General features: G+C 56.2%; 24 protein-coding genes and 1 riboswitch. Of the genes, 13 read left to right on the top strand and 11 right to left on the bottom strand.

Translation table 11 applies throughout. From position 1 onward, the window contains the following. Positions 1-207 precede the first annotated feature (207 nt). The 5 genes from ENN40_01070 to wtpA all read right to left on the bottom strand — a co-directional run bounded on the left by ENN40_01070 (position 208) and on the right by wtpA (position 4,941). The gene (locus tag ENN40_01070; protein HDP93933.1) at positions 208-1,014 is read right to left on the bottom strand and encodes a radical SAM protein; all 807 of its coding nucleotides are present in this window, start codon (positions 1,012-1,014) and stop codon (positions 208-210) included. After that, entirely contained in the window at positions 992-2,167 is a 1,176-nt protein-coding gene (locus ENN40_01075; GenBank protein HDP93934.1) for a molybdopterin molybdenumtransferase MoeA, read from the bottom strand. Before ENN40_01075 ends, ENN40_01070 begins: the two co-directional genes overlap by 23 nt. A 12-nt stretch (positions 2,168-2,179) precedes the next feature. Continuing rightward, on the bottom strand, positions 2,180-3,190 hold the full coding sequence (locus ENN40_01080) for an ATP-binding cassette domain-containing protein (protein ID HDP93935.1): 1,011 nt from the start codon (positions 3,188-3,190) through the stop codon (positions 2,180-2,182). Then, positions 3,187-3,870, bottom strand: a complete 684-nt coding sequence (locus ENN40_01085; GenBank protein ID HDP93936.1) for an ABC transporter permease subunit — start codon at positions 3,868-3,870, stop codon at positions 3,187-3,189. The genes ENN40_01080 and ENN40_01085 overlap by 4 nt, the downstream gene beginning before the upstream one ends. A 105-nt stretch (positions 3,871-3,975) precedes the next feature. After that, entirely contained in the window at positions 3,976-4,941 is a 966-nt protein-coding gene (gene wtpA / locus ENN40_01090) for a tungstate ABC transporter substrate-binding protein WtpA (protein ID HDP93937.1), read from the bottom strand. 23 nt (positions 4,942-4,964) lie between these two features. Next, a riboswitch (molybdenum cofactor riboswitch) is annotated at positions 4,965-5,104 on the bottom strand. Between the two features lie 185 nt (positions 5,105-5,289). On the opposite strand from wtpA, the gene ENN40_01095 reads away from it, so the two are divergent. Further along, positions 5,290-5,733: a hypothetical protein gene (locus ENN40_01095; GenBank protein ID HDP93938.1), complete on the top strand. Its 444-nt coding sequence runs from the start codon at positions 5,290-5,292 to the stop codon at positions 5,731-5,733. Positions 5,734-5,834: 101 nt separating this feature from the next. Next, positions 5,835-7,001, top strand: coding sequence for a hypothetical protein (locus ENN40_01100; GenBank protein HDP93939.1), 1,167 nt, complete (start codon positions 5,835-5,837; stop codon positions 6,999-7,001). 9 nt (positions 7,002-7,010) lie between these two features. Here ENN40_01100 and ENN40_01105 read toward each other — a convergent pair whose 3' ends face one another. After that, positions 7,011-7,679, bottom strand: a complete 669-nt coding sequence (locus ENN40_01105) for a Crp/Fnr family transcriptional regulator (GenBank protein ID HDP93940.1) — start codon at positions 7,677-7,679, stop codon at positions 7,011-7,013. A 95-nt stretch (positions 7,680-7,774) separates the two neighbouring features. Between ENN40_01105 and ENN40_01110 the strand changes: the two genes are divergently transcribed. The 3 genes from ENN40_01110 to ENN40_01120 all read left to right on the top strand — a co-directional run bounded on the left by ENN40_01110 (position 7,775) and on the right by ENN40_01120 (position 11,428). Next, positions 7,775-9,397 (top strand): hydroxylamine reductase, encoded by a 1,623-nt coding sequence (locus tag ENN40_01110; protein ID HDP93941.1) that lies wholly within the window; start codon positions 7,775-7,777, stop codon positions 9,395-9,397. A 225-nt stretch (positions 9,398-9,622) separates the two neighbouring features. Continuing rightward, positions 9,623-10,831: a hypothetical protein gene (locus ENN40_01115; protein HDP93942.1), complete on the top strand. Its 1,209-nt coding sequence runs from the start codon at positions 9,623-9,625 to the stop codon at positions 10,829-10,831. Between the two features lie 78 nt (positions 10,832-10,909). Beyond that, positions 10,910-11,428: a hypothetical protein gene (locus tag ENN40_01120; protein HDP93943.1), complete on the top strand. Its 519-nt coding sequence runs from the start codon at positions 10,910-10,912 to the stop codon at positions 11,426-11,428. A 110-nt stretch (positions 11,429-11,538) separates the two neighbouring features. Here ENN40_01120 and ENN40_01125 read toward each other — a convergent pair whose 3' ends face one another. Further along, entirely contained in the window at positions 11,539-12,546 is a 1,008-nt protein-coding gene (locus tag ENN40_01125; protein HDP93944.1) for an Lrp/AsnC family transcriptional regulator, read from the bottom strand. 143 nt (positions 12,547-12,689) lie between these two features. Between ENN40_01125 and ENN40_01130 the strand changes: the two genes are divergently transcribed. The 6 genes from ENN40_01130 (at position 12,690) to ENN40_01155 (ending at position 18,427) form a co-directional block, all read left to right on the top strand. Continuing rightward, positions 12,690-14,114, top strand: a complete 1,425-nt coding sequence (locus ENN40_01130) for an FAD-dependent oxidoreductase (GenBank protein HDP93945.1) — start codon at positions 12,690-12,692, stop codon at positions 14,112-14,114. A gap of 5 nt (positions 14,115-14,119) precedes the next feature. After that, entirely contained in the window at positions 14,120-14,596 is a 477-nt protein-coding gene (locus ENN40_01135) for a 4Fe-4S dicluster domain-containing protein (GenBank protein HDP93946.1), read from the top strand. Continuing rightward, entirely contained in the window at positions 14,593-14,865 is a 273-nt protein-coding gene (locus ENN40_01140; GenBank protein ID HDP93947.1) for a (2Fe-2S)-binding protein, read from the top strand. The genes ENN40_01135 and ENN40_01140 overlap by 4 nt, the downstream gene beginning before the upstream one ends. Continuing rightward, positions 14,862-15,992, top strand: coding sequence for an FAD-binding oxidoreductase (locus ENN40_01145; GenBank protein HDP93948.1), 1,131 nt, complete (start codon positions 14,862-14,864; stop codon positions 15,990-15,992). The genes ENN40_01140 and ENN40_01145 overlap by 4 nt, the downstream gene beginning before the upstream one ends. Positions 15,993-16,034: 42 nt before the next feature. Then, the gene (locus ENN40_01150) at positions 16,035-16,814 is read left to right on the top strand and encodes an inositol monophosphatase (protein ID HDP93949.1); all 780 of its coding nucleotides are present in this window, start codon (positions 16,035-16,037) and stop codon (positions 16,812-16,814) included. Positions 16,815-16,972: 158 nt separating this feature from the next. Beyond that, a complete protein-coding gene (locus ENN40_01155) occupies positions 16,973-18,427 on the top strand; it encodes an NADP-dependent malic enzyme (protein HDP93950.1) in 1,455 nt (484 codons plus the stop codon). 39 nt (positions 18,428-18,466) lie between these two features. Here the strand turns inward: ENN40_01155 and ENN40_01160 are convergent, their stop codons facing one another. Genes ENN40_01160 through ENN40_01170 form a run of 3 tightly spaced genes read right to left on the bottom strand, consistent with a single transcriptional unit; the run spans position 18,467 to position 20,686 of the window. Continuing rightward, a complete protein-coding gene (locus tag ENN40_01160; protein HDP93951.1) occupies positions 18,467-19,954 on the bottom strand; it encodes a hypothetical protein in 1,488 nt (495 codons plus the stop codon). Next, positions 19,951-20,217 (bottom strand): DUF1611 domain-containing protein, encoded by a 267-nt coding sequence (locus ENN40_01165; protein ID HDP93952.1) that lies wholly within the window; start codon positions 20,215-20,217, stop codon positions 19,951-19,953. Before ENN40_01165 ends, ENN40_01160 begins: the two co-directional genes overlap by 4 nt. Positions 20,218-20,251: 34 nt before the next feature. Next, complete coding sequence (locus tag ENN40_01170) at positions 20,252-20,686, bottom strand: pyridoxal-phosphate dependent enzyme (GenBank protein HDP93953.1); 435 nt, start codon at positions 20,684-20,686, stop codon at positions 20,252-20,254. Between the two features lie 223 nt (positions 20,687-20,909). Here ENN40_01170 and ENN40_01175 point away from each other — a divergent pair, with 223 nt between their 5' ends. Beyond that, complete coding sequence (locus ENN40_01175; protein ID HDP93954.1) at positions 20,910-22,208, top strand: alanyl-tRNA editing protein; 1,299 nt, start codon at positions 20,910-20,912, stop codon at positions 22,206-22,208. Between the two features lie 451 nt (positions 22,209-22,659). Further along, positions 22,660-24,729, top strand: a complete 2,070-nt coding sequence (locus ENN40_01180; protein HDP93955.1) for a PKD domain-containing protein — start codon at positions 22,660-22,662, stop codon at positions 24,727-24,729. Between the two features lie 495 nt (positions 24,730-25,224). Here the strand turns inward: ENN40_01180 and ENN40_01185 are convergent, their stop codons facing one another. Beyond that, positions 25,225-25,614: a DUF302 domain-containing protein gene (locus ENN40_01185; GenBank protein HDP93956.1), complete on the bottom strand. Its 390-nt coding sequence runs from the start codon at positions 25,612-25,614 to the stop codon at positions 25,225-25,227. Between the last annotated feature and the right edge of the window lie 89 nt (positions 25,615-25,703).

A 25,703-nucleotide genomic window follows, 5' to 3' on the forward strand; every position in this document is an offset into this window, starting at 1 on the left:
AAGTTAAAAAGGTTTGAAAAGTTTTCACTTTCGAGTGTAGACTTTCGACTGAATATCCCTCGCCTCTTGCCACTTGCCACTTGCCCACTCTACTTTTCACTTTTCACTTGGTTGTCCTGTCTCCTGATACCTGACACCTGTCACCTGTCTTTTACTTTTCACTTTTCACTTTCCACTTTTATCTTTTCACTTTCGACTTTCTCCTGCTTACCCGCCGATCTGCCAATTGCCCACGGCATGACAGGACGTTCCGGCAGGGGGTTTGTCACGAATCGCCCTTTGGATGCAAGCCCGGATATCCTGGAAGTCCACCGGGATCATCTGGTCGGAAAACAGGCAGGGTTTCAAAAATCCGTCCGCGGTCAGGCGGATGCGGTTGCAACGGTTACAGGGCAAAGGCCGTTCAGCCGGGTTGGATACCGGGATGGAATTGTGGTCGCCCAGATTGTAATGGTGAATGCGCTGCAATCTCATATTCCTTTCGCGGCAGAAACGATCCAACGCCCGTATCTCCGCCTCGGTCGTATCCTGCATGACAACCATGTTGATTTTTGTGTTTTGAAACCCCGCGGATTCCGCCGCCCGGATGCCCCCGAGCACGCGGCTCAAATCCCCGACGCGGGTAATCATCCGGTACCGCCGCGGATCGATGCTGTCCACAGAGATGTTGAGGCGATCCAAGCCGGCCCGCTGCAAATCATCGGCATATCGGTCCAACAGTACGCCGTTGGTGGTCATGGCGATTTCACGGACCTTGGGAATGGCCCGCAACATTGCGACCAGGTCAACGACACCACGTCTTACCAGGGGTTCACCCCCGGTAAGACGTATCTTCCAGAAGCCCATATCGGCAGCGGCTGCGGCGACCCTCGCCATTTTTTCATACGAGAGAATCTCGGTATGCCTTTTCAATTGAATACCGGATTCCGGCATGCAGTAGCGGCAACGCAGGTTGCAACGATCCGTTACGGATATGCGCAGGTAATGAATATCACGACCCCAGGAGTCGAACATAGACTTCCTCCTTGGCAGATAATTGTTTCACTCCAGCGGGGATTTCCAGCAACCCGTCCGCTCCGGGCAAGGCAAAAATATGGGCTGATCCATGGTAGTCGGGAATCACCGCCCGGCCACTTTCCAGCCGTACCGGCAGGAAGGTCGTGCGCCTCACTTTGCTCCTTCGCCAGGTATCGGCCATGGGCACCGCAACTGTTCTGGGGCGATACACATGGCCCATCATGCGATACAGGAACGGGCGGATCATAATCTCAAACACCACAAAAGCGGATACCGGGTTCCCCGGCAAACCGAACACAAAGCCCTTTTCATGACTGCCGAAAACCGTGGGCTTGCCCGGTTTGATGGTGACGCGGGTGAAATGCAAACGTACGCCCAGCGACTCGAGCGCATCGGGCACGTAATCAAAATCACCCATGGAAACACCTCCGGACAAGATCACCAGGTCGGACTCCTCCAGGGCGTTGCGCAAGGCGTTGCGAATGCATTGCGGATCATCTTCCACCCGGCGTGCAAATACCGCGTCAACCCCCATCTGGCGCAAATGAGTCCGGATGGATGTACTGTTGGAGTCAAAGATCTGCCCGGGCTTTAAAGACCCTCCCGGGGAAACAATCTCTGATCCCGTTACCAGGATTCCTACGCGGGGAATACGAAAAACCTGGAGACGTCCCCGCCCGATCGCCGCGGCCACGGCGGTTTCCGCCGGGCCCATGCGCGTTCCCCGTGCCAGGATAAGATCACCCGGCTTGACATCTTCTCCCTGCCGGCAGATATTGCGGGCCGCGTTACGGCTGGAAAAATAAACATTTCCACCCCGCTCCTCGCTGACTTCCCGCACCACCACCTGGTCCGCTCCCTTGGGAACAGGAGCCCCGGTCATGATGCGCACGGCTTCGCCGGCGCCAACGGCTCTTTCGGGAAAGTCTCCCGCGGCCACGACTCCCGTTACCCTGAACTGCTGGGATTTGTCTCTAGAGTTGATTGCGTACCCGTCCATTGCCGCCTTGTCAAACGGCGGCATCTCAATGGCTGAAACCAGATCTTCGGCCAGGATGCGGCCATAGGACCGGCTCAAAGGTACAGACTCTACATCAGGCTGCAGTTCGGCTTGATCCAATATCGACAGGGCGTCTTTTAATCCAATCATGTTCTTTATCCTCTAATGTTCAAAACAACGGATGGCCGAGACCTTAAGTGTGAGAATCACCTCATCGCCCACCCGTATCCCCATTTCATCCAGGCTGGTACGGGTAATTCCCACTACAAGCTCCACTCCAGCGTCAACCAGGACCTCCGCACCGGCGGAGTTGCCCATAACCGCACTGATGCGGCCCTTGACATGGTTGCGGGCGGATGAATCAAGGACGCTTCGCGATACCAGGATATCCTCTGCGCGAATCGCGGCATAGGCGAATTCCGATTCCTGTAGCGGCACCTGAATATCCCAATTGCCCACGCGCATCTTGCCCCCGCGCACCGGGCCCGAAAAGATGTTGCGGTAACCCATGAAGTCGGCGACTTCCCGACTGGCGGGGCGGGTCAGGATCTCGTCTGGTGGACCCGTTTGAATCAAACGTCCATCCATCATCAACGCTACGCGGTCCGCCAGGCTCAAGGCCTCTTCAAAATCGTGGGTCACCTGCACAAATGTCGCACCGGTCAGGCTGTGAAGCCTGCGCAACAGTTTCTGGGTTCGCAAGCGGTTGGCGCGATCCAACGCCGCGGTGGGCTCGTCCAGCAGCAACAATCGGGGCCGGATCGCCAGTGCCCGGGCAATGGCCACGCGCTGTTTTTCTCCACCGGAAAGGGTGCGTACATCCCGCCGCAATAGGTGCAACAGGTGCAATTCTTCAGCCAAACCGTGTACCCGTTCGCGGATTTCCTTTTTATCTATTTTCCGTACTTTCAAGCCGTACGCGATATTTTTAAATACATCCATGTGAGGAAAGAGCATGTAATCCTGGTAAATAAAGCCCAGCGCCCGGTCATCCACACCGTTTACCCGCCCGGAATCCGGAGAGGCGAGCCCGGCCATCAACTCAAGCAGCAAGGTTTTTCCCGCTCCCGACGGCCCCATAAGCACAAAAAACTCCCCTTCCTCGACGCAAAGATCAATATCTTGCAGGGAAAACCCGCCCAGGTTGCGCGTAACCCCTTGCATGCGGATCATCGGCGCCGTTCCTCCACCAGCCTCAAGCTGATAAAAACCACCAGGCTGATCAGAATCAACAGCACGGTGACCGGCAATGCGTATTTCAAGCCGAAATTCTGAAAGCGTTCAAAAATCATGACCGGCGCCGTCATGGGATGATATGCCAGGATGACCACCGCTCCGAATTCCGATATGCCTCGACCCAACATCATAATGGAACCCGAAAGAATGGATTTGCGCACCATGGGCAAGCTGACAGAGAAAAAGGTTTTCCAGGGTCCCGCACCCAGGCTGCGTGCGGTTTTTTCATAGCGCTCGTCCACCATCCGGAAACCGCTCTTTGCCGCGTTTACAAGAAAAGGCACCGAAACAAAAAACATGGCCAGGGAAATGCCGGCTTCCGTGCCCACCACAGATATTCCGCTAACCCGGTGAAAAAAGGATTGCCTCCCCCAAACAGACAAAAGCGCGATTCCGGCTGCCGTATGCGGAATGATCACGGGAAGATCAATAATGCCTTCCAGAACACGCCTACCGGGGAAATTGCGCCTGGCCAGAATCCATGCCAGGGGGATTCCCATCACCAGTGCGGCCAGGGTCGCCCACAGGGATGCACGCAAAGTCAGCATAATGGCGGAACGCACTTCGCTATCCGCGGCTGTCCGGGACAACTCGCTTGCATCCACCGTCAGGAGCATGCGCAATAGCGGCACCGCAATCAAAAGCACCAGGGCAAAGCCAAAAACGGAAAAGACTCCCACAAAAAACCTGCGAGCATTCCCGGCACACGTTTTCACTGTGGATTACTCTCCGCTTGCCAGTAATTCCGCCAACTTTCGGGGCAATCGTTCCGGGTAGTCAACCCGGGGCGGCGAAATAGAAGACTGGCCGTTTCGACTCATAATGCGCCGCCCTTCTTTTCCCAACAGAAAGGCAATGAATCTAACTCCCAGTGCGGGATGTTCAGCATTGCGTGGCAAAGTCACTCCATAGACCATCGGTGTGCCACGCATTTCAATCCATTCTCCCGGAGCATTTCCGCTCAGGCGTACAGAGACGGTTGCGTATCGCTGGGCCTGATGGGGCGATTTCAGGTTGATTTCATCCGGCAGGATCAGGAAGGGGGCGCGATGCTGTTCGGCCACACTGCGATAGATAAATATATAATCCAGTTCTCCTGCTTCCAACATGGCGATCAGGTCAACTTCTTTCGGTCGCAGATTGCGTAACGGCATTGCGGCACGAAGTTTTTCGTCCAGATTCCTTGCCAGCGGATCTTTTATTGCATAGTAACGCGCAGCCAATTGCCATGTCATAACGGTTCGGTAACCGCAGGGGTCGGCGTTTGGATCCGAGTGACCGTATTGCACCCCTTCACGCAACAGGATCCGGTACCAGTTATCCGCGTTGATTTCGCGGCTGTAGCGGCTGTCTTCGCGATACATGATCACCATCTCGTTGGTGGCGAAATCGATACACCAATGCGCGTGTTCGGGAATCAACAGGTTGCGGATCACCTGTGAATCCGCCGAAGCCATTACTTCGGCTTGCCGCCCCAGATCGCTGATCTGGCGGGCCGCTGTACGGCTGCCGTGCGCTTCAAGCCGGACTTTGATGCCGGGATTCTCCGCCATAAAGGCCGCGGCCGCTTCACGGAAAGGTACGGATAAGGAACCGGCATGAAGCACATGCATGGTGGTGATTTCGCTTTTCGAGCAGGATAGCCCAAGCAGCAGCGGGACCGCCGCCAGCAATCGCCAAATTCGCATACGCATCTCCTTTACAGGAAAAGGAGGACCGGGCCGATTCTCCTTTCCACGGCGGTTTTGAGCCGCCTTCCGGGAGGCCGGAGGATTTCTCCACCGACCCTGTCGGCCCCAACGGCATGGCCTGTACCGGCCGCAGCCGCGAGGCTCGGAGAACAACCCCATTCTACACTGCCCTGCTTTTTCCGTCAACGTGAAGGAAAGCCACAATGTGGTAGAATCTCAAATCGCTTCAAACCAAATGATCTTGCCCAATCCCAAGACAAATCCAACAGAGATCTTCACGGGTCTGACATGAACCCTGAGACTCTTCAATGCGTACCATTCCCGTATCTATAAAGGAGGCAAGTTATGAAAACCGTTTTTTCTCTCGCCCTGATTGCGTTACTGCTGGGACTGCCGTTGACCGCGGAAACAGCCGGCGAACAAGAAGCCATTAAACAGACCATCATCTCGGCCTACCAGGAGGGCCTGATCAACAACGGTGACACGGAAGCAGTGCTGCGGGGATTCCATCCCGGATTCAACCTGCTGATCAAGCGCGACAACATGCTGGAGAAACTTCCCATCTACAACTGGATCCAATCCACGGAAGAGAAAGTAAAAGCGGGCCGGCTGCCCAGAAAAGACAAGGCGGAGTTCTCTTTCCCGCTGGTGGACATCACCAACGATACCGCCGTAGTCAAAGTCCATTTCTCAATAGCAAACAAATTGATCTTTACCGACTACCTGCTGCTCTACCGCTTCGATGACGGTTGGAAGATCGTTGCCAAAGTGTACCACAAGCACGAATGACGCGGTTGAATATCCATTGCTGACAAAGTATATTGTTACTGGAGTGGAAAAGCGGCGGCCTGGTGTTTCGGCCGCCAATGATAATTCCGCTTTACGCACAAATGGGGAGGTTCACCGTGATCAACTTTAGAACGGATTTAGCGCTGGGAATTCTGGATTCCCACGAAGCTCCTTGCTTATCATTGTTTCAGCCGACCCATCGCCACCCGCCCCAGAATCGGCAGGACCCGATTCGCTATCGCAATCTGGTCAAAACGCTGGAAGCTTCATTGCGGCAAAAATATGGCAAACGTGAGACCGATGCCTTGTTGGATCCGTTTACGGCGTTGTCTGCCGATCAGGAATTGTGGTCCAATACCCTGGATGGACTTGCCGTTCTGGGAAACAAGAACATCTTCCGTGTATACAAGCTTCAACGCCATGTACAGGAATTGGCGGTCGCGGCGGACAGTTTTCACATCAAACCCCTGCTCCGCCTGCTGCAAACCCGGGATAGCTACCACGTACTCGGAATCACCCGCAAACAGATTCGGCTCTATGAAGGAAACCGTGACGCTTTGGACGAAATCCCCACGGCCGGTGAAATTCCCCGTACAATGATCGACGCCTTGGGAAAAGAAGTCACTGAACCCCATTTGACGGTTGCCTCTTACGGGGGATCCGGAAACACGCAATCGCCGATGCATCACGGTCACGGTGGGCGCAAAGCCGAAGTGGACCTGGACACGGAACGTTTCTTCCGCAAAGTCGACAAAGGAATCCTCAAGCACCATTCGCAGCCATCGGGGTTGCCCCTGATCCTCGCGACTCTACCGGAACATCGCGCCATATTCAATCGCATCAGCCACAACCCACACCTCCTGGAACAGGGTGTTGACACTCACCCGGATTCCTTAAACACGGAGGAGCTGCGCAAACGCGCCTGGCAGATTATGGAGCCCCACTTCAGGTCACGCCTGTCCACTCTGGCCGGCCGCTTCAATGAAGCCAGATCGCAGGGACGAGGTGTGGATGCCCTGGAAGATATCGCGGCAGCGGTTGTGGCCGGGCGCGTGGGCACCCTGTTGGTGGAAGCTGAAAAACTGATTCCTGGAAATATCGATCCTGTCAACGGCAAGATCGTTTTCGGCAGCCTTGACGATCCGGCAACAGACGACATCCTGGATGACCTGGTCATGCTTGCCCTGAACACCGGCGCCGAAGTCCTGGTTGTACCGGGCGATACCATGCCCGCCGAAACCGGGGCGGCGGCGTTGCTGCGCTACTGACAATAGGTGTTATTGTGCCTTATCTAGAGAAACAAGCCGGTATCGACCCCGGCCCTTTCTCTGGATGAAACCTTCCCGTTCGAGTTGACCCAGCACCCGGGAGAGGGAGGGGCGCGCAACCCCGAAAAACCCGCTCAACTCCTCCAGGTTGCGATCAAGCCTGCAATATCCATCTTTTTCCCGGGACAAGTCATGCAGATAATCCAGGATTTTTTTGCGTATGGTTCCAAATGCCATTTCTTCCAGTCTCCGGGCCAGAAACTGCACCTGTGAGCTCACTATATCCAGAAAATTCTCTAAAATCGTATCATCCAGGCGAAAAAGCGCAATCAGTGAACCCCGTTCCATAATGAAAAGGCTTGAATCCTGATGAGCCTTCACTTCCACGGGAAAACGGCGATCACGACCGAAAAGGAACCCCGGAGCCACGCAGCGCGAAGGTGCCAGCATCTCCACTTCAACCACCTGGCCGTTTTCATCGGTCATCTCTGAGCGCAGCATGCCGGACAGCACTATCCTCAGGTGATCGCAGGCTTCTCCGCTGCGGACCACGGTTTCTCCCAGTGCGTATTGACGCCTCCCATAACGCACCCGCCCCAGCAATGAGGTCAACCGCCCCGGATCCAGGCTTTGAAACAACGCGCATTCCGTCAAGCTGGATTGCTCTTCCACCATCATCGCGGATCTCCGGAAACAGACTGAAATTGTAACCGATGTTACGGAAAAGGGCCAGGTTCCATACTATCATCACCATGCATATAAAGGAGGATTCAATGGAAATGTTTTGCTATCAATGCCAGGAAACGGTTGGGAACAAGGGCTGCACCCGTGTCGGAGTCTGCGGCAAGCAGCCGGATACCGCGGGCCTGCAGGATACTTTAATCTACACCTGTCGCGGCATCGCCTTACTGGGTGAAAAAGCCTTTGATCTTGAAGCCGGTCGTTTCATTACCCGGGCCTTGTTCGCCACCATAACCAATGCCAACTTCGACAACCAACGTTTCGTCACCCTGATCCAGGAAGGCCTGAACATCCGTGACAGTCTGAAGTCCGCTCTTTCCAAAAAGGATATTCCCGGCCACGATGCGGTAAACTGGACGGGCGATAACCTGGATGATTTGATCGCCAAGGGCGCGGAAGTCGGCGTTCTGGCGACCAAAGATGAAGATATCCGTTCCCTGCGTGAATTAACCATCCTGGGCCTCAAAGGACTCAGCGCCTATACGGACCACGCCGCAATTCTGGGACATGAGGATGAGGGAATCTACCGTTTTGCTTTCAAAGCCCTGGCGGATACCACCCGCGACCTGGATGCGGCAACGCTTACGAACCTGGTCATCAAGACGGGGGAAACCGCGGTGGCCGCCATGGCCTTACTGGATAAGGCAAATACCGCCACCTACGGCCATCCGGAAATCACCGAAGTCCACATCGGGGTACGCAACAATCCCGGCATCCTGATTTCCGGTCACGACTTGCGAGACATGGAGGATTTGCTGCAACAAACCGAAGCCACCGGCATCGATGTATACACCCATAGCGAGATGTTGCCGGCCAACTACTACCCCGCTTTTAAAAAGTACAGCCACTTCGCCGGCAACTATGGCAACGCCTGGTGGCGGCAGAAGGATGAGTTCGCTTCTTTCAACGGCCCCATCCTCATGACCACCAATTGCATCACTCCCGTACAAGACGCCTACCGGGAACGTATTTTCACTACCGGCATGGCGGGATATCCCGGCATTCCCCATATCCCCGACCGCAAGGACGGCAAGCCCAAGGATTTTTCGGCGCTCATTCAACTGGCCAAGTCCTGTCCGCCACCGAAAGAAATCGAAACCGGAACCATCATCGGCGGATTCGCCCATCACCAGGTCATCGCCCTGGCTGAAAAAGTGGTTGAAGCCGTCAAGAGCGGCGCCATCAAACGCTTCGTGGTGATGGCCGGATGTGACGGCCGCCACAAATCCCGTGAGTACTTTACCCGGGTGGCCGAAAAACTTCCCGCCGACGCCGTGATCCTCACCGCCGGCTGCGCCAAGTACCGCTACAACAAGCTGCAACTGGGCGACATCGGAGGCATTCCCAGGGTATTGGACGCCGGTCAATGCAACGACTCCTACTCACTGGCCGTGATCGCCCTCAAGCTCAAAGAGGTATTTGAACTGGAAGACGTCAACGAGCTGCCCCTCTCTTTTGACATCGCCTGGTATGAACAGAAAGCCATTACCGTTCTGCTGGCCCTCCTGGCCCTGGGATTTAAAAAGATCCGGCTGGGCCCTACCCTGCCCGCGTTCCTTTCCCCCAATGTAACCAAAGTGCTGGTGGAGCGTTTCAATATTCGTCCCACAGCCGAAGTGGATGCCGACGTGGCCGCCATCATGGCGGGAGAATAGAGATCAGTCCCCGCGGCAGGTGTTTCGCCGGTTGCAACTCCCGTTGAACACCTGCCGCAGATAAAAATTCTTACTGCCCTCGTTTCAGCTGCCGCGACCCAAAACTTCTTCTGCTTAACAATCCAATAATCTTGGCAAATCATACCCCCAAATCCGTCAAATCGGTTGCCGGCCATTCTCTATTGGGAAACTGAGATTATCGCCAGAAATTCATATTTAACATATATGAAAGATGCATCACTATGTCGTGATGCCGGAGGGAATCAAATGAAAATCGTTTCGATCACAATGAGTGTACTGATTTTGTTTGCAATGGCGGCTTCCCTGAAAGCATTGCCGCCTGATGAGACTTTGCCCAACATCCGCTGTGAGAGCATGCGCGCCATTGGTTGGAGTTATACATTTCTTCCCAGCACTTTTACCGCCGGCGACACGGTAACCATCAAGTACCGCCTTGTCAACGACTCCAGTGTCAGCGCCGGGCCATTTCAGGTGGGCTTGCGCGTGGGGGGGACCATTGTGGACCGCAACGCCGTCGCGGAACTGGTCAACGGCGGCGAAGACAGCGGAGAATTTATTTGGACCGCTGTCTGCGGTGTTCCCGTTGAGGTTGTAGCGGATTGTGACAGTGCCGTTGCGGAAAGCAACGAGGACGACAACGTCATGACCGATCCGGGACTGGAATGCAGTCAACCCAACCTGGCTCTGCGGAACACATCCTTCAGCGGCACGGATCCCAGCCGCGTCAAGGCGGGGTTGTATTATCGCTTTGCAGCTCGGGTATACGGGGAAACTGCAACGTCCCGGAACGTGCGCGTGACCGGCGGCGTAGTCGGTGGCGCCGTGTTGTTGGACCGCACACTGGCGGTGATGAACCCGGGTGACAATGAGACCGTTGATTTCACCTGGGAAGTCCCCGAAGGTTCAAGTCGAATTTACATCCATGTGGATCCGGACAACACCATAACTGAATCCAACGAAGGCGACAATCGCTGGGAGTTGGCCGTAACCGGCGTAGCCATTTCAACCAGCGAAGAGCGTTATGACCTGAGTCTGAAACTAAACAAAATGCCGGGGTTAAGACCCGTGGGGGCCAAACTCCTCGTTCCCGCCGGTAGAGCCCTCACCATTTCAGGAAAGTTCCGCGGCGCCACGGGTGCCATCCGCGACGTCACCATCGTCGGCGTGGTCAAGGTCAAAGGAAATCCCCCGCAAAAAGTGTACTCCACCACAATTCACCACATTGAAAGCCTGGTTGTTCCCTTCAGTTTTTCCTGGACACCGACCCAGCTCGGAGAGACCACTATCAGTGTGCAAGTATCCCCGGGACCTTACGCAACCAGCCGCGGCGTCCGTGATTCCAACCCGGCCAACAACACCGACAGCATCAAGGTGACCGTCACCAAACCCAAGCCATTACTGCGCAAAATGTGAATTCATTCGATTTGCAATCTCGACGGTGAAACCTTGGTTCCACCCGGATCGTCTTATTAGGTGAATTCAGGAGGAACCATGAACAACCGCAGACTGATTGCTTTACTAGCGGTGTTGTTTCTGCTTGCCGGCACACTTTTGGCGGCAAGCTTTCAAGAAAACCACTCCCAGGCAGACGAGGTGAAAAAGCAATCCAAAATGATCGATATGCAAGATTCGGATTTTGATATCGATCTGACTGAGTTGCGTCAACAATTAGAGAAACTCAGAAAGATTGAATTGGATGCAATCCGGAAGGCCCTGGCTGAAATTCCCGGACAGTTGGAAAAGGTTCGCGTGGAATTGGCCAACCTGCCCGCGCAGCTAAAGGCAATGAATCATGAACTGAAACAAGTGCCCGGTGTTCTTGAGAGAGTGGAAAAGGAATTGGACACACTTCCGGCCAAGTTGGAAAGCATGGGCAAAGAATTGGAAAAACTCAAGCATCTGAACCTGGATAAAACCATTGAACAAGCGCTCGAATCGCTGGAAGGCCTGGATGAACGGATTGAAAAAGCGGTTGAAAAGGCTGTTGAGAAAAAGCGGAACGACCACTGATTAGAACCGTTTGACGCTGGAATGCGGATGACGTTGTACCCCGGGATGCAATCCGGTTGAACCCGACTCCGTCCACCAGGCACGAAAAATGAGACTGCAGGCAGGCCGCTTCAGGAAGGGGAGACATCCAGATGGAGTGCTTCGAACTTGGGCTCGCCCTTGATAATGGTGACACCTGCGGAGTGGACGGCATGGGGGAAATGCAAACGCAGGTCCTTGATGATGTCATAACCAGTCTCGCCGGATCGGGTGATCAATTCAAACTCGAAGTCATAAGGGCCGATGGTTCGCAACAAGTAGATCACACCGGGCTGGTCCTTGAGGTATGTGCGGATTCGCTCCAGGGTTGTCGCTGAGGTATCGGTTAGTTTCAGGAGCACTTTCTGGTACATATAGCCCACGCGGGCAAAATCGATACGCACGTTGTAGCCGCTAATGATCCCCAGATCCTCCAGCTTCTGAATGCGATTGCGCACGGTAGATGGCGAGAGCCGCAATTGCGCGGCCAGGATTTTCTGGGTGGCGCGGCCGTCCTGGTTCAGACTCAACAGCAAGCGGCGGTCCGTATCGCTCAAATCGTATGTGGAATGCTTTTTCCCGAAATTCAGGGACCTGTCCGGAGGTGCAGGCGGATCCAGCAAAAATCCATAGGGCAAGTATTCGATGTGGGTGGCTACAGAGAACGATTTCTCTTGAACAAAATTGCCGAATCGGGAAATCACGTCGTCGAGCACGGATTGAAACTGGATGATATTTCGGCTCCAGGACACAAAGAAAAGGTCGTAGTCGCCCTCCAGGTACAATACCCAGGATACATCGGGATGATCCGCCAGATAACGGCGCAGCTCCTCTTCTTCATAGGGCTTGATTTTATGCAGCTTGAGAAAGACGCGGTAGTGGGTCATGCCCAAGCGGTAAATGTCGATTACCGCGTAATAGCTGGAAATCACTTTGGTAGTTTCCAAACGGTTCAGGATGTAGCTGACCGCCTGCTTGCTGAGCCCCACCTGGCGGCCCAAGTCAGTTAAGGAGGCACGGCCGCAAAGGCTGAGATGGTATAGAACCTGGCGTTCACGCGGGGTCAGTACATAACCGGGCATTCTCTCCATGCTTGACATTTAGTAAATAGTACTGCAAGAAAATGGGAAAGTCAAACCAAATCAACCGATTTCCGACATTCTTTAGATAATTGCCGCTTGATGCGAATATTTGGATATGCTAAAGTGTGGATGAACGGGATTGTCCGCATAGAGGAGTCAACATGAGATTGGAGCAACATCCCATCCTTGAATTTCATCGCGGCCGGCGCTTGACCATCGACTTTGAAGGCCGCGAAATCCCGGCGTTTGAAGGTGAACCCATTGCCGCCGCCCTGCATGCCGCCGGCGTGACAACCCTTTCCCACAGTGTTCGGACTCAGTCTCCTCGTGGCTTGTTTTGCGCCATCGGCAAATGTGCCGCCTGCGTTATGGAGGTAAACGGGATTCCCAATGTTCGCACCTGCATCGAACCCGTGCGCCGGGGCATGCGGGTACGCCGGCAGTCAGTTAGAGATGCCGCCCCGGCTGATCCGGACATCACCACTCCCCGATTCCATGAACCCGAAACCGTTGAAACGGATTTGGCCATTGTTGGTGGTGGACCGGCCGGCCTCTCCGCTGCCGTTTATGCGGGCCGGTTCGGCTTGCGGTCAATCGTGGTTGAGGAAAACTACCTGGTGGGCGGCCAACTCATCAAGCAGACCCACAAGTTCTTCGGCAGCCGCTCCCACTATGCGGGCGTGCGGGGTGTGGACATCGCCGCCATCCTGATCCGCGAAGCCCGGGAAGCCGGCGCGGACATCTGGACCTCTTCCTCGGTTATCGGCTACTTTCCGCAAAAGGAATTGGGGGTGGTACGAAACGGAAGTTACCTGCGGATCCGCGCCCGCAACATCCTGGTTGCCACCGGCGCTTCGGAAAAGATGATCTCTTTTCCGGGGAACGACCTTCCGGGGGTCTACGGTGCCGGCGCCATCCAGACCCTGATGAATGTGTACGGAATTATTCCGGGACGCAGGGTGCTCATGGTGGGAGCCGGCAATATCGGCGTGATTGTGGCCTACCAACTCATGCAGGCGGGCGTACAGGTGGCGGCGGTGTGCGAAGGCCTCCCCCGGGTAGGCGCCTACCTGGTCCACTCCGCCAAGCTTTTGCGCCTTGGCGTACCGATCCTCACCGCACATACCGTATCCAAAGCCTGGGGAAACGGCCACCTGAAAGGCGTGGCGATTCAAGCCGTGGATTCACGCTGGCAACCCATCGCGGGAACCGAAAAGCGATTTGATGTGGACACCCTGGGTCTGGCCGTCGGATTGTCCCCTTCCGTGGAACTCCTGTCCCAGGCCGAGGCGAGAATGTGCTGGATCCCGGAATTGGGCGGCTACGTGGCCTGGCATGATGAATTTATGCAGACATCCATTCCCGGTGTATTTGTCGCGGGCGATGTCGCCGGGATTGAAGAAGCTTCCGCGGCCATGATGGAAGGTCGCATCGCCGGAATCCACGCCGCCCAGCGCCTGCTGGGCCCGTCAGCGGAGTTGGACTCCCTGCACCAGGAACAGGCGGCTGAATTGGCGGTCATGCGCGACGGTCCGTTCGGAGAAAAAGCCCGCCTGGGCAACCAGCGCCTGCTGGAGGAGGCATAATCCCAATGGAATGCACCAAACTGGGATATTTCACCGATGACACCATCGATTTCCCTCCGCTGGAACGACTGGAAAAACGATTTGTCGCCATCGCCGAGTGCGGACAGGAGATTCCCTGCAACCCCTGCCAGGATGCCTGCCCGGTAGGCGCCATAACCGTTGGTGAAAATATCAACCATATTCCCCACATCGATTTCCAGCGCTGCACGGGTTGTGGAATCTGCCTGGGAATCTGTCCCGGTCTTTCGATCTTCATGGCCCACCGCAAAGGCGATACCGGCTGGGTCACCCTGCCCTATGAATTGGCTCCTCCGGATGAAGGCGAAGAGGTCGATCTTCTGGACCGCCAGGGAAAAAAGGTCGGACGCGGTGTGGTGGAAAAGATCCGTCGCTTGAAACAGCACGACCGCACCCTGTTGATCACATTGCGAATGAATGCCGACTTGATCCTTGCCGTCAGGGGATTCCGGAGGTCCACATGAATGAACGCATCGTGATCTGCCGTTGCGAAGATATTACCGAGAAAGAGGTTCTCGACGCCATTCGCGACGGAGCCACATCCATGGAAGAACTCAAACGCGTATTGCGAGTCGGCATGGGCCCATGCCAGGGTCGTACCTGCGGCTCACTGATCCGCGCCATGCTGGCCCGGGATCTGGGGGTTCCTGTCCAGGACATCAAAGAGTGGTCGCGTCGACCGCCGTTAAAGCCTGTACCTGCGGGAGCTTTTTTCCAGGGGGAAGGATCATGAGCTCCGTTACCTGTGATGTGGCCGTAATCGGAGCCGGCATCATCGGTACCGCGACCGCCCGCTACCTATCCGCCCGCGGTGCGGATGTGGCCGTGATTGACCGCAGCTTCATGGGATCCGGCTCAACCGGCCGCTGTATCGGCGGCCTCCGCCACCAGTTTTCCACCCCGCCCTCCATCCGCCTGATGAAAGAGAGCATTCAACTTTTCTCCGAGATGGAAGCTGAATTCGGCCACTCCGTGGAATTCAACCAGGGAGGTTATCTCTTGCTGGCCCACAGCGATGAAATGGCGGCGACCTTCCGCGCCAACATCCAGGTGCAACGCGCCGAAGGCATCAACGTCTCGCTTTTGGATCCGCAAGAGATCCACGACCTTGTGCCCCAACTCAACACGGAGGGTTTGGTTGCCGGCGCCTGGTGTCCGGATGACGGTCAGGCGTTTCCCTTCGCCGTGCTCAAGGGCTATCGTTCATTGACCGAAAAAGCCGGCGGCCGTTTCCTTTTGCACAACCCGGTCACCGAAATCCGACATTCCGCTTGCTTCCAACTGATGCTGGAAGACGGCACGCGGGTGGAAGCGCCCCAGGTGCTTCTGGCTGCGGGACCCTGGACTGGAGAATTGGCGAAGCCGTTGGGAATCGACCTGCCCCTGGCGCCGGAACGACACGAGGCCATGATCACGGAACGCATGCCACGCTTTCTTAAGCCCATGCTGGTCGACTACCGCCCGGACGGCTGCTATTTTCAACAGATGCTCGGCGGCCAGATTATCGGCTGTTACACGCCGGTGCCTGCGGTACCCGGAATCCGCGAAGATGTCTCCTTCGAGTTTCTGCCTCAGGTTGCCTGGCGCATGAGCCGCCTGGTGCCTCCTCTGCGCAATGCCGCGATTCTGCGCCACTGGGCGGGATGCTACACCATGACCCCGGACGGCAACCCCGTTCTGGACCGGACTCCCCTGGACGACCTGTTTGTAGCCTCGGGCATGTGCGGACATGGTTTCATGTTCGGACCCGCCATGGGACGCCACATGGCGGGTTTCATCCTGGACGGCGAATGGGGCATGGATTTTTCCGAGTTCGCCCTGGACCGCGATTTCTCGCCCGGCACCGAAACCCTCAAGTAATACGGCATCCCGAACCTGTTTTTCATGTTAGAATGGCATTGAATGGAAAAAATAAAGCGTGAAATCTTAAACACGGCGCTGAAAGCAGCTCATTGTGCCGGCAACCACATCGAAGCGCACCGCGAAAGAGAAATGGATGTGGATTTCAAGGGGGCCGTAAACCTGGTAACCCGCATGGATACGGATAGCGAAGAGATGATCGTGGCCTCCGTTTCAAATGCATTCCCGGAGCACGGCGTGGTTGCCGAGGAAGGCGGCGGACGGGATTCCGATTCCGCCTGGACCTGGGTGATCGACCCCCTGGACGGCACCACCAACTTCGCTCACGGCTTGCCGGTCTACGCCATCAGTATCGGTATACTTTACAACCAAATTCCCCAGGTTGGGGTGGTTTTCGCTCCCGCTCTGGGCGAAACCTTTTCCGCCCTGGCCGGTCAGGGGACATTCCTGAACGGTAATCGCATCAACGTCTCCAAACGGGATCATGTCAAACATTGCCTGCTGGCAACGGGGTTTCCCTATGACCGTCAGGAACACACCCGTCAATACCTGCAACCATTCGAATATTTTCTTTCACGCGCCCGGGACGTGCGCCGTTGGGGAGCCGCGGCCCTCGACCTGGCCTATGTGGCCGCGGGACGCTTTGACGCTTTCTGGGAGTACGGTTTGAAAGCCTGGGACACCGCTGCCGGCGTCCTGCTGGTAACCGAAGCGGGCGGCCGCGTCACGGATTTCAGCGGCGAAAATTTCAATCCTTTCCGCCCTCAATGCCTGGCCAGCAACGGCCGCATCCATGATGCCATGTTGGCTGCTTTCAGCTAACCCGCTTTTCTTTCAATCATCTGCCGCTCCAGCTGACACATCTCTATCGCCGGCACTTTTTTCTACCCGACAAAAAAATTTATCAACCACTTGATAATCGACCCGCAGCGGGCTAGAGTAAAACCAGACTGGATATATTCTTATTACTGGAGGGAAGAATGTCGCAAATCGATTTGTCTCTGTCCAACTTGGACCAGATGTTCCCGGACCATTTCACGCCCGCGCAGACGGCCAGGGCCAAGACGGTATTCCTGAAAGAACTGGCCAGGTTGACCCACGCCTTCTACAATGGCAAGATGGTGACCGTACCCAAGGCCGGCGTGTACGGATTCAACTGGTTCAACGTGTGGTACACCCCTGGAGTATCCAAGGTCTCCACCAGTATCCGGGACGATAACGACCTCTCGTTCAGCCTCAGCAATCGGGGCAACCTGGTGGCCGTGGTATCGGATTCCACCCGCGTATTGGGCGACGGGGACTGTACGCCTCCCGGCGGACTGGGGGTCATGGAAGGCAAGGCCTATCTGATGAAATACCTGGGCGGTGTAGACGCCGTGGCCCTTTGCGTGGACAGTTACAATGACAAGGGCGAACACGACGCCGACAAGATCATCGACTTCGTCAAGATGCTGCAACCCAGCTTCGGCGCCGTCAACCTGGAAGATATTTCCCAGCCCAACTGCTTCCGCGTACTGGATACATTGCGGGAAGAGTGCGATATCCCGGTATGGCACGACGACGCCCAGGGTACTGGCTGCGTGACCCTGGCTGGGCTCATCAACGCCCTGCGGGTGGTGGACAAGCCCACCGACAAGGTGCGGGTGGTCATGATCGGCGCCGGGGCGGCCAACACCACCATCGCCCGGCTGATCATCGCCGCCGGCGTGGATCCGGAAAAGGTCATCATGTTCGACTCCCGGGGTTCCCTCCACACCGGCCGGGACGACGTCAAGGCCGACCCCCGCTTCTACCGCAAATGGGAACTGTGCAGTACCACCAATCCGGACCGCGTGGATGGCATCGCCCGGGCAATGAAGGGCGCCGACGTGCTGATCGCGGTGAGCCAACCCGGTCCGGACGTGGTGAAACCGGAATGGATTTCCAGCATGGGCGAAAAATCGATAGTGTTTACCTGTGCCAACCCGGTCCCGGAGATCTACCCGTACGCGGCCAAGGAGGCTGGCGCCTACATCACCGCCACGGGTCGCGGAGATTTTGCCAATCAGGTCAACAACTCGCTGGGATTTCCCGGCATCCTCAAGGGATCACTGATCGTACGCGCCCGCAAAGTCACGGATGAGATGGCCATCGCCGCCGCCTACGCGCTGGCGGACTTCGCGGTAAAGAAGGGCATCCATCCCGACTACATCATCCCCACCATGGATGAAACCGAAGTGTTCGCCAACGAGGCAGCGGAGGTCGCCATGGCCGCCATCCAGGGCGGCGTAGCCCGGGTGAAAATGACGCGTCAACAGGTGTTTGACCGCACCATGAAAGATATCCGCCAGGCCCGCGATATGATCGACCTGCTCATGCGCGAGAACTTCATCAAGGAACCCCCAATCTCGCTGTTGGAAGAAGCCTTGAAAAAAGCGGTGGCCGAAGCATCCTGAGACACGGGTTCCCGGTTCAGCCGACGAATCCCAAACAGGTTAAGCGGAAGAATCCGCTGCTTCCTCAAGTGGATCGTATCCGAGCCAGCGTCCGCTTTCCCGTCTCAGGGCCCCGTCCGCGTGTTGCAGGTACAGGCTGAATAAAGGGCCACGCAAACTGCGAGGGATTGTTTCCAAAGGAGACCGCGCCGCGTCAAAACGCAGGTGCATGATCTCCGGTACCGGACGGAGAGGGCGATTCATTTTCACCAGACCCCGCTTTTGCAACAACCACAGCATATGTCGGGCGCCGGCGACTTCCTGGTGCACCCCCCGGGACAGCAGTTCCTTCAGGGCTCGTTCCACATGTTCCGGTCTATAGCCCAATTGGCTGGAATCAATTCCCAATGCGGCAAGCATGCCGATAATGCGCCTGCACTTTTCGCAACGCCCGCACGGCCTGACCCGGCCATCTTCTCCTTGCAGGGCCGCATGGCAGGAGACCTGTTGCGCGAACAGTTCCGGGTATCGTTGTGCCAGGATCTTCTGAATCAGGATCTCCGACAAGGAGCGCAGAATGGAAAACTGCTCCAGCCCCCAACCCTTGCCCTGGAAATAGCGGGTCAGGGCAACATCAAAAAAGCGACTCTGGTCATACAGGCCGTTATAGTGAGGAATTTTCTGATGCACGGCGTGGATGGTGGTATCGTACTCATCGCCCACCACGATACGGCCAAGTCCCCGTTTGCGTGCCAACGGCAGCGAGGCGAAAAGAAAAACGGCAACGGTCCACAAACGGATGGGATAGTCATCCGCCCGCACCGCGGCGAAGTCCTTGCGGATGCCGGGCATGCGGCGCAGCATCCAGGCAAACACGCGGTCGGAATTGATCCAGACCCGGGCTGTCCGGGCGATTTCTGAACGAAAATATCGATACGCATTCACCGCGGTAAACCAGTGGCGCCCGGACTCGTTGCCGAAAACGGGGTGAACCCGGCACCCTATCTCCCGCAACAGTCCAAAACTCAACAGGCTGTCCTTGCCGCCGCTGGACAATACCAGGCAGGCGTTGGTATCTATGGTCCAATGCTTCGCCTCATTTTTGTTTTCCACTTTTGCTGCATCCGGAAATATCAACTCTGCCTGACTAAACATTTTGCACGGCGCCACATCCACCTCATTCCAGGGCGGAGTCAGGAAAGGATTGGGTTGCAGGAATTTCTTAACCAGGATTTCGCGGGCGGTATTTTCCGTCATTTGCCGCAGAAAGCGCGTATCGCTGCGGTCGTAATTGCCCCGAAAAACAATGGAACGGCAGAAAAGACCGTAATTGATCGCCACCTGCGCTGCCATCATCGCCGCCAGATTCTGGTCATGGGAATCAGATGCATCAAAGACTGGCTCTCTAAAACGAAATATCAGGGAAGTGGCTTCGGAATCACCGTTGAACGGGAAAACCCGGTACTCTGCTTCCAGGCGGTCGGCACGCAATCGCGGTGGACCGACCTCAAGTCGATCAAAGCAGATCAGCGTGGACAAATCACTCATTTCTGTTTGGCATGCGCCAGAACAACATCCGCCAGCGCCCCGGCTCCCTCCCGCAACACATCCATGGCCGGCAGTCCGGTTTGTGAACGGATGGTTCGACAAGCAACCATTGTTTCGGAAACGGAAAGGTTTTCGTGATTAACCGTGATCGCCACCACGGGGCGGTCCGAGATGACATCCACCGCCTGGATCTGACGCGGAAGCGCGTGAACTGGGTATCCGGGAAAACCGTCATAATCCTTCCTGGCCGGAGCGTGCTGCATAACCACGATATCCGGGCGCGCGGCGGCAAGGATCTCAAACCCCCAGTTCGGAAATCTCGCGCAAACGTTTGGTGTGATAAAGTTCCGGCAGAAAGACAATGCAACGCAACCCGGCCAGGTGCGCGGCGAAAGCCATGGCGACCCCGTAATTACCGCAGGTGGCCACGGTTATGGCATCATAGCCGCGTCGCATGGCGTCCATTGCCTGGGCGAAGGCAATGCGGTCTTTCTGAGTGCCGGTGGGATTGCCACCTTCAAACTTGAGGAAAACCTGGCGCAAACCCACGCGGCGTTCGATATTTCTCGCCCGCACCATGGAGGTGTCTCCCACCTGAGAGTCGACGATGTCTTCGTAAGCCTCTAGGCGCTCTTCCACATCAAGTTGCGTATCGGCGGCGACCTCATGCTGATCGCTTACCTCGTCACGAACCTGTTGCAGGTCGCCGTCGGCACCGTCCAGGATCTGCATGTCCAGACCTTCGCAGTTGTTCGACTCTACGTCCTTTTTTTCATCCATGCCGTCTCCCGCGATTCGCACCCTCCTGTTCCGCTCTTCCCAACACCGGAACGGGCACGGCTGCATCACGATTTTGCGCGGGAATTATAGGATCAAACCACAACGGGTACAATAGGTGACGGGGTGTTTTTTCATTTTGTGGAAAGGCTCAATATAAAAAGACTTCCAGGAATCCATGCCTTCATGGATCCAACCGCCCTTCCAGCGTAAGGTCGATCCGGCGCCTGGAGCGGCGGACGGTATTATGGTAAAAGGATCGCGGAGGCATGAGATGACCCTAAGACTCTACCGCGACGACCCCCTGCTGCTGGAATTCGACGCCCGGGTTGAAGCCGTGGAAGGAAAGGGGCCTCACTGGCGCGTGATCCTGGACCGGACCGCCTTCTATCCGGAGGGCGGCGGCCAACCCGCGGACCACGGTTCCCTGGACGCGATTCCTGTTATAGACGTACAGGAGGAAGGCGATCGTGTGCTTCATTTCACTACCGCGCCCCTCACAAAGGGTCGGACCGTCCGCGGCCAAGTGAATGCCACACGCCGCCGTGATTTCATGCAACAGCATACCGGCCAGCATATTATCTCAGCGTCCTTCTGGAAAGAATCCTCCCTGGTTACCCAATCGGTACACATGGGGGAAAACGAAACCACCATCGACCTGGGTGCTTCAGAAATAGCGGAGAATCTGCTCGAAAGGGTGACGCGGCGCGTAGACGCGGTGATTGCCGCAGACATGCCCATGAGTGCCGTTGAAGCCGCCCCGGAAGAGCTGCCGCGCTTCACCCTGCGCAAGCCACCGCCGGTGGCGAGTGTTGTGCGCCTGGTTCGCATCGGCGATTTCGACTGCGTGGGCTGCTGCGGTCTCCACCTGTCCTCGACCGGCCCGGTGCGCCTGGCCCTATGCACCGGTTGGGAGCGCATCCGCGGCCAGGTGCGCACGCACTGGCAGATTGGTGACCGGGCCGTTGCTTACCTGGAGGAACGGCTCCGCATCCTGGGTGACCTGCGCAAACACTTGGCCACCCGGGATAAAGAACTGGCTGAATCGGTTCGGCGCCTCCAGGAGGGTAACACCGATCTGCGGGGCCGTGTGGGCCTGCTGGAACGCCGCCTGGCGGAATTTTTATTTCGTGACATGCTGGCCGCCACGGAAACCGTCGCGGAAACGAAAATGGTAACCCGCATTCTGGATAACGAGCCCCTTAATGTGGAAAAAAGTTTGGTTAAGGCCCTGCTGGCCGCTGATAATTGCGCTTTTGCCCTGGTGAATCACCTGCCCGACCGCCTCTCCTGGACGCTGGGAGTTCCGCCGGGAATCAGCATGAATTTCCAGGAAATGAAAGCACTGCACCTGGATCCCCTGGGCATCCGCGGCGGCGGCCGGCCGCCCCTTTGGCAGGGCAGCGCCCCCGCCTCTATTGAAGCGGAATGTCTCCAGAAAACCCTTTCAAATATCCTGAAGGTAACCCTGAAATAATCATGACGAACTCCTGAAAGCGCGTTACCCGACGCTGTTCGACAGTCTGGATATCAGCGGTAGAAGAGGTGGATGTAATACACCACCAGGTTGCGGGCTCCGGGAAAAGAACGCTCGATCACCTGGAACCCCGAGTGCATCACTTCCACCTCTTCCTTTTTGAGCCACTCGTTGACCCGGTTTTCCAGTTTTTCCAAACTCTGGCTGGAAAACACCTTAAACTTCATGATACCCCCATCGAATATGGTCAGAATACCATTATCATTCTCGCCGTGACAATCCAAATGTCAACACCGGATTATTGTGAAGCACCACAACGCAATTCAGTTTTTACATTGGGTAAGCGCACTAAAGAAAAAAATTATTTGATTTAAATAAAATATGTTGAAATTTTTTTAACTTTCATTAACAATCTCAAGTGGGGAAAAACCAACCAAATGCGGAGGAGTTAATGAAACACACAGCCCTTTGGCTGGCGGTCTGCACCCTGGTATTCACCCTGGGTCTGCAGACGGCCGACGTACAGAAAGCGCCCACGATCACTGGAAAACCCGCCCTGGTACCCGGCGAGGTCGTCGTCATCTACGACGCGGCCGTCAAGGACGCGGGAAAATCCGCCTTGATGAAGCGCTACGGCTTGACCAAGAAACGAGACAGTCGCAAAGCCGGAAAATTCTCGGTTTACCATCATGGGAACCCGAAAGCGATCCTGAAACAACTGAACGCCGAGCCCGGAGTGGTGGTGGCTGAACAGAACGCCTACGCCTACAAGTTCGATGTTCCCAACGATCCCCTCTACAGTCCGTATCAGTGGCACATGACCAAGATCGGCATGGAATCCGCCTGGGACGTGTCTACCGGTTCCGGCGTGGTGGTGGCCGTAATCGACACCGGGGTTAAAAAGACCTTGGAAGACCTGGCAGGAACCCAGTTCACGGCGGGGTATGACTTCGTCAACAACGACACGGATCCCACCGATGACGAAGGTCACGGCTCACATGTCTGCGGCACCATTGCCCAGACCACCAACAACGGCGTGGGCGTGGCGGGAATCGCTTACAACGCCACCATCATGGCCGTCAAGGTATTGAACCAGCGCGGCAGCGGCACGTACGATGACATCGCCGACGGCATCATCTGGGCCGCCGACCACGGCGCCCACGTGATCAACCTCAGCCTGGGCGGCTCAAGCAGCCTGCAAATTCTCGAGGACGCGGTCAACTACGCCTGGAATCAGGGCGTGGTCGTGGTCTGCGCCGCAGGCAATGACGGTGTCAGCACCCCCTTCTATCCGGCGGCCTATACCAACTCGATTTCAGTCAGCGCCACCACCTACCTGGACACCCTGGCTTCCTATTCCAACTACGGCTCCACCATCGACATCTCCGCCCCAGGCGGCGACAGCGGCGACAACAACGGCGACGGTTACGATGACATGATCCTGCAGAACACCTTTTCCCGCAACAGTGAGGGCTACTACTTCTATGCCGGAACCTCCATGGCTTCGCCTCACGTGGCCGGCGTGGCCGCGCTGGTGAAATCCGCCAACCCATCCTTGTCCAACAGCCAGGTACGGTCCATCCTGGAATCGAGCGCAAAAGACCTCGGCGCCTCCGGCTGGGACTCCTATTTCGGCCACGGTCGCGTGGATGCCTATGCCGCGGTACTGGCGGCCGGTGGTTCTACGCCGGAAAATCAGCCGCCATCCGCCGGCTTTACCTTTTCCGTGGCGGACCTGAACGTCTCCTTTACCGACACCAGCAGCGACAGCGACGGTACCGTGGAAGCCTGGGCCTGGGATTTCGGCGACGGTGCCACTTCCAGCGCACAGAATCCGGAACACAACTACGCCGCGGCGGGAACATACTCCGTTGGCCTGACCGTTACCGACAACGACGGCGCCACCGACACGGTTATTCACAACGTCACGGTCGAATCTACGACACCGGAAAACCAGCCGCCTTCCGCGGCCTTTACCTTTGCCGTGGCCGACCTGAACGTCACCTTTACCGACGCCAGCAGCGACAGCGACGGTACCGTGGAGGCCTGGGCCTGGAACTTCGGCGACGGCGCCACTTCCAGCGCACAAAATCCGGAACACAACTACGCCGCGGCGGGAACATACTCCGTTGGCCTGACCGTTACCGACAACGAAGGCGCCACCGACACAGTGATACATGATGTCACGGTGTCTTCCGGCGGCCCCAATCCCACCATGCACGTGGCGGATATTTCCATGAGTATCACAAAGCGCGGTCGCAACTACGCCGCCACAGCCGTGGTTACGGTTGTGGACGCCGGAAATTCACCAATCTCTAATGCCACGGTTACCGTTTCCTGGAGCGGCGTGGTCAGTGGCAGCGCCAGCGGCGTGACCGGAACGGACGGCCGGGTGTCCTTTACCTCGGGCAACGTCAAGTCATCCGGACCGTTTACGGTGACGGTTACGGACGTGGCCCACACTGTATACGACTACGATCCCGCCGCCAACGTGGAAACCACCGACAGCATCACTTACTGATCAACCAATTATGCAGCCCGGGCGCATTCCCCACGCCCGGGCTTTTTTTTTAGAGGAGAGTTGGAAAGTTGAGGAGTTGGAGAGTTGAATAGGGAAGAAGTTGAGCAGGTTTAAAAAGTTATTTACTTTGGATCTATTACGTTTTGTGTGGGTAAACGCGCATTGATCATCTGCGGGACGTTGTTAAGACGAGTACCCGCAGGGCATAAAGCATAAGTGAACGTAAACGTAGGTTCCGGGGACCCGTGGTCTGAGACAGGATGGTCGGCTGAGGGGTACACCCCGAAGACGAAAGATGGCCGCGGCACCATCCCAAACAGCCACCGTGGTCATCTTAAGACGTCGAAGACCGTAATGGGTCTGAACCGAAGTGGTGAGCGGTGATTTGTGCCCGAAAGGGTACTCTCCTGCACCCTTTCCCTTTTTTAATTAAGAACAATCCCCAAACCCACAAAAAATGGAAGAGAACCTTTACTTTCGACTTTAGACTTTCGACTACCGGCCTCCTGCCTCCTGCACCATTCGCAACATGGCAGACTCCACTTCCGCCGCGACCCGGGCCAGATCCTGGTCTTTGGACAATGCCGCCAGCATGGGTTGCGGACGGATAAAACCGATCCGGGTTTTCCCCATCTCCGTATAAACGGAAATCCGGCAGGGCAAGGCCATGTTCAGGCGCATGTCCACCGACAGAACCCCGGCCGCATGGACGGGACTGCACACTTCAAACACCCTGCATTCCTCAATGAAATCCAGGCCGCGCTTCCTGAAGCTGTTTCCCAGGTCATGAATATGCAGGACCCCGAATTGATTTCTTTCGACCGCGGTTTCAAGATCCGCCGCCGCCTGTTCAAAGGATTTCTCTGATTCAATGATATGGTACATGCGTCACCTCACAAGTTTTCGAAAAACTCAATATTGTTCTACACTTATTCTACCCGAACCGGAGAAATGGTCAAGAAACTCCCAAGCAA

It is taken from the genome of Candidatus Aminicenantes bacterium, assembly GCA_011049425.1.
GTDB lineage: Bacteria > Acidobacteriota > Aminicenantia > UBA2199 > UBA2199 > UBA876.

What these genes read in the sequence shown, in the direction of transcription:
- ENN40_01070 (HDP93933.1), bottom strand. Translation starts at nt 1,014, where the DNA reads ATGTTCGACTCCTGGGGTCGTGATATTCATTACCTGCGCATATCCGTA.
- ENN40_01075 (HDP93934.1), bottom strand. Translation starts at nt 2,167, where the DNA reads ATGATTGGATTAAAAGACGCCCTGTCGATATTGGATCAAGCCGAACTG.
- ENN40_01080 (HDP93935.1), bottom strand. Translation starts at nt 3,190, where the DNA reads ATGATCCGCATGCAAGGGGTTACGCGCAACCTGGGCGGGTTTTCCCTG.
- ENN40_01085 (HDP93936.1), bottom strand. Translation starts at nt 3,870, where the DNA reads ATGCTCCTGACGGTGGATGCAAGCGAGTTGTCCCGGACAGCCGCGGAT.
- wtpA (HDP93937.1), bottom strand. Translation starts at nt 4,941, where the DNA reads ATGCGAATTTGGCGATTGCTGGCGGCGGTCCCGCTGCTGCTTGGGCTA.
- ENN40_01095 (HDP93938.1), top strand. Translation starts at nt 5,290, where the DNA reads ATGAAAACCGTTTTTTCTCTCGCCCTGATTGCGTTACTGCTGGGACTG.
- ENN40_01100 (HDP93939.1), top strand. Translation starts at nt 5,835, where the DNA reads ATGGGGAGGTTCACCGTGATCAACTTTAGAACGGATTTAGCGCTGGGA.
- ENN40_01105 (HDP93940.1), bottom strand. Translation starts at nt 7,679, where the DNA reads ATGATGGTGGAAGAGCAATCCAGCTTGACGGAATGCGCGTTGTTTCAA.
- ENN40_01110 (HDP93941.1), top strand. Translation starts at nt 7,775, where the DNA reads ATGGAAATGTTTTGCTATCAATGCCAGGAAACGGTTGGGAACAAGGGC.
- ENN40_01115 (HDP93942.1), top strand. Translation starts at nt 9,623, where the DNA reads ATGAAAGATGCATCACTATGTCGTGATGCCGGAGGGAATCAAATGAAA.
- ENN40_01120 (HDP93943.1), top strand. Translation starts at nt 10,910, where the DNA reads ATGAACAACCGCAGACTGATTGCTTTACTAGCGGTGTTGTTTCTGCTT.
- ENN40_01125 (HDP93944.1), bottom strand. Translation starts at nt 12,546, where the DNA reads ATGTCAAGCATGGAGAGAATGCCCGGTTATGTACTGACCCCGCGTGAA.
- ENN40_01130 (HDP93945.1), top strand. Translation starts at nt 12,690, where the DNA reads ATGAGATTGGAGCAACATCCCATCCTTGAATTTCATCGCGGCCGGCGC.
- ENN40_01135 (HDP93946.1), top strand. Translation starts at nt 14,120, where the DNA reads ATGGAATGCACCAAACTGGGATATTTCACCGATGACACCATCGATTTC.
- ENN40_01140 (HDP93947.1), top strand. Translation starts at nt 14,593, where the DNA reads ATGAATGAACGCATCGTGATCTGCCGTTGCGAAGATATTACCGAGAAA.
- ENN40_01145 (HDP93948.1), top strand. Translation starts at nt 14,862, where the DNA reads ATGAGCTCCGTTACCTGTGATGTGGCCGTAATCGGAGCCGGCATCATC.
- ENN40_01150 (HDP93949.1), top strand. Translation starts at nt 16,035, where the DNA reads ATGGAAAAAATAAAGCGTGAAATCTTAAACACGGCGCTGAAAGCAGCT.
- ENN40_01155 (HDP93950.1), top strand. Translation starts at nt 16,973, where the DNA reads ATGTCGCAAATCGATTTGTCTCTGTCCAACTTGGACCAGATGTTCCCG.
- ENN40_01160 (HDP93951.1), bottom strand. Translation starts at nt 19,954, where the DNA reads ATGAGTGATTTGTCCACGCTGATCTGCTTTGATCGACTTGAGGTCGGT.
- ENN40_01165 (HDP93952.1), bottom strand. Translation starts at nt 20,217, where the DNA reads ATGCAGCACGCTCCGGCCAGGAAGGATTATGACGGTTTTCCCGGATAC.
- ENN40_01170 (HDP93953.1), bottom strand. Translation starts at nt 20,686, where the DNA reads ATGCAGATCCTGGACGGTGCCGACGGCGACCTGCAACAGGTTCGTGAC.
- ENN40_01175 (HDP93954.1), top strand. Translation starts at nt 20,910, where the DNA reads ATGCCTTCATGGATCCAACCGCCCTTCCAGCGTAAGGTCGATCCGGCG.
- ENN40_01180 (HDP93955.1), top strand. Translation starts at nt 22,660, where the DNA reads ATGAAACACACAGCCCTTTGGCTGGCGGTCTGCACCCTGGTATTCACC.
- ENN40_01185 (HDP93956.1), bottom strand. Translation starts at nt 25,614, where the DNA reads ATGTACCATATCATTGAATCAGAGAAATCCTTTGAACAGGCGGCGGCG.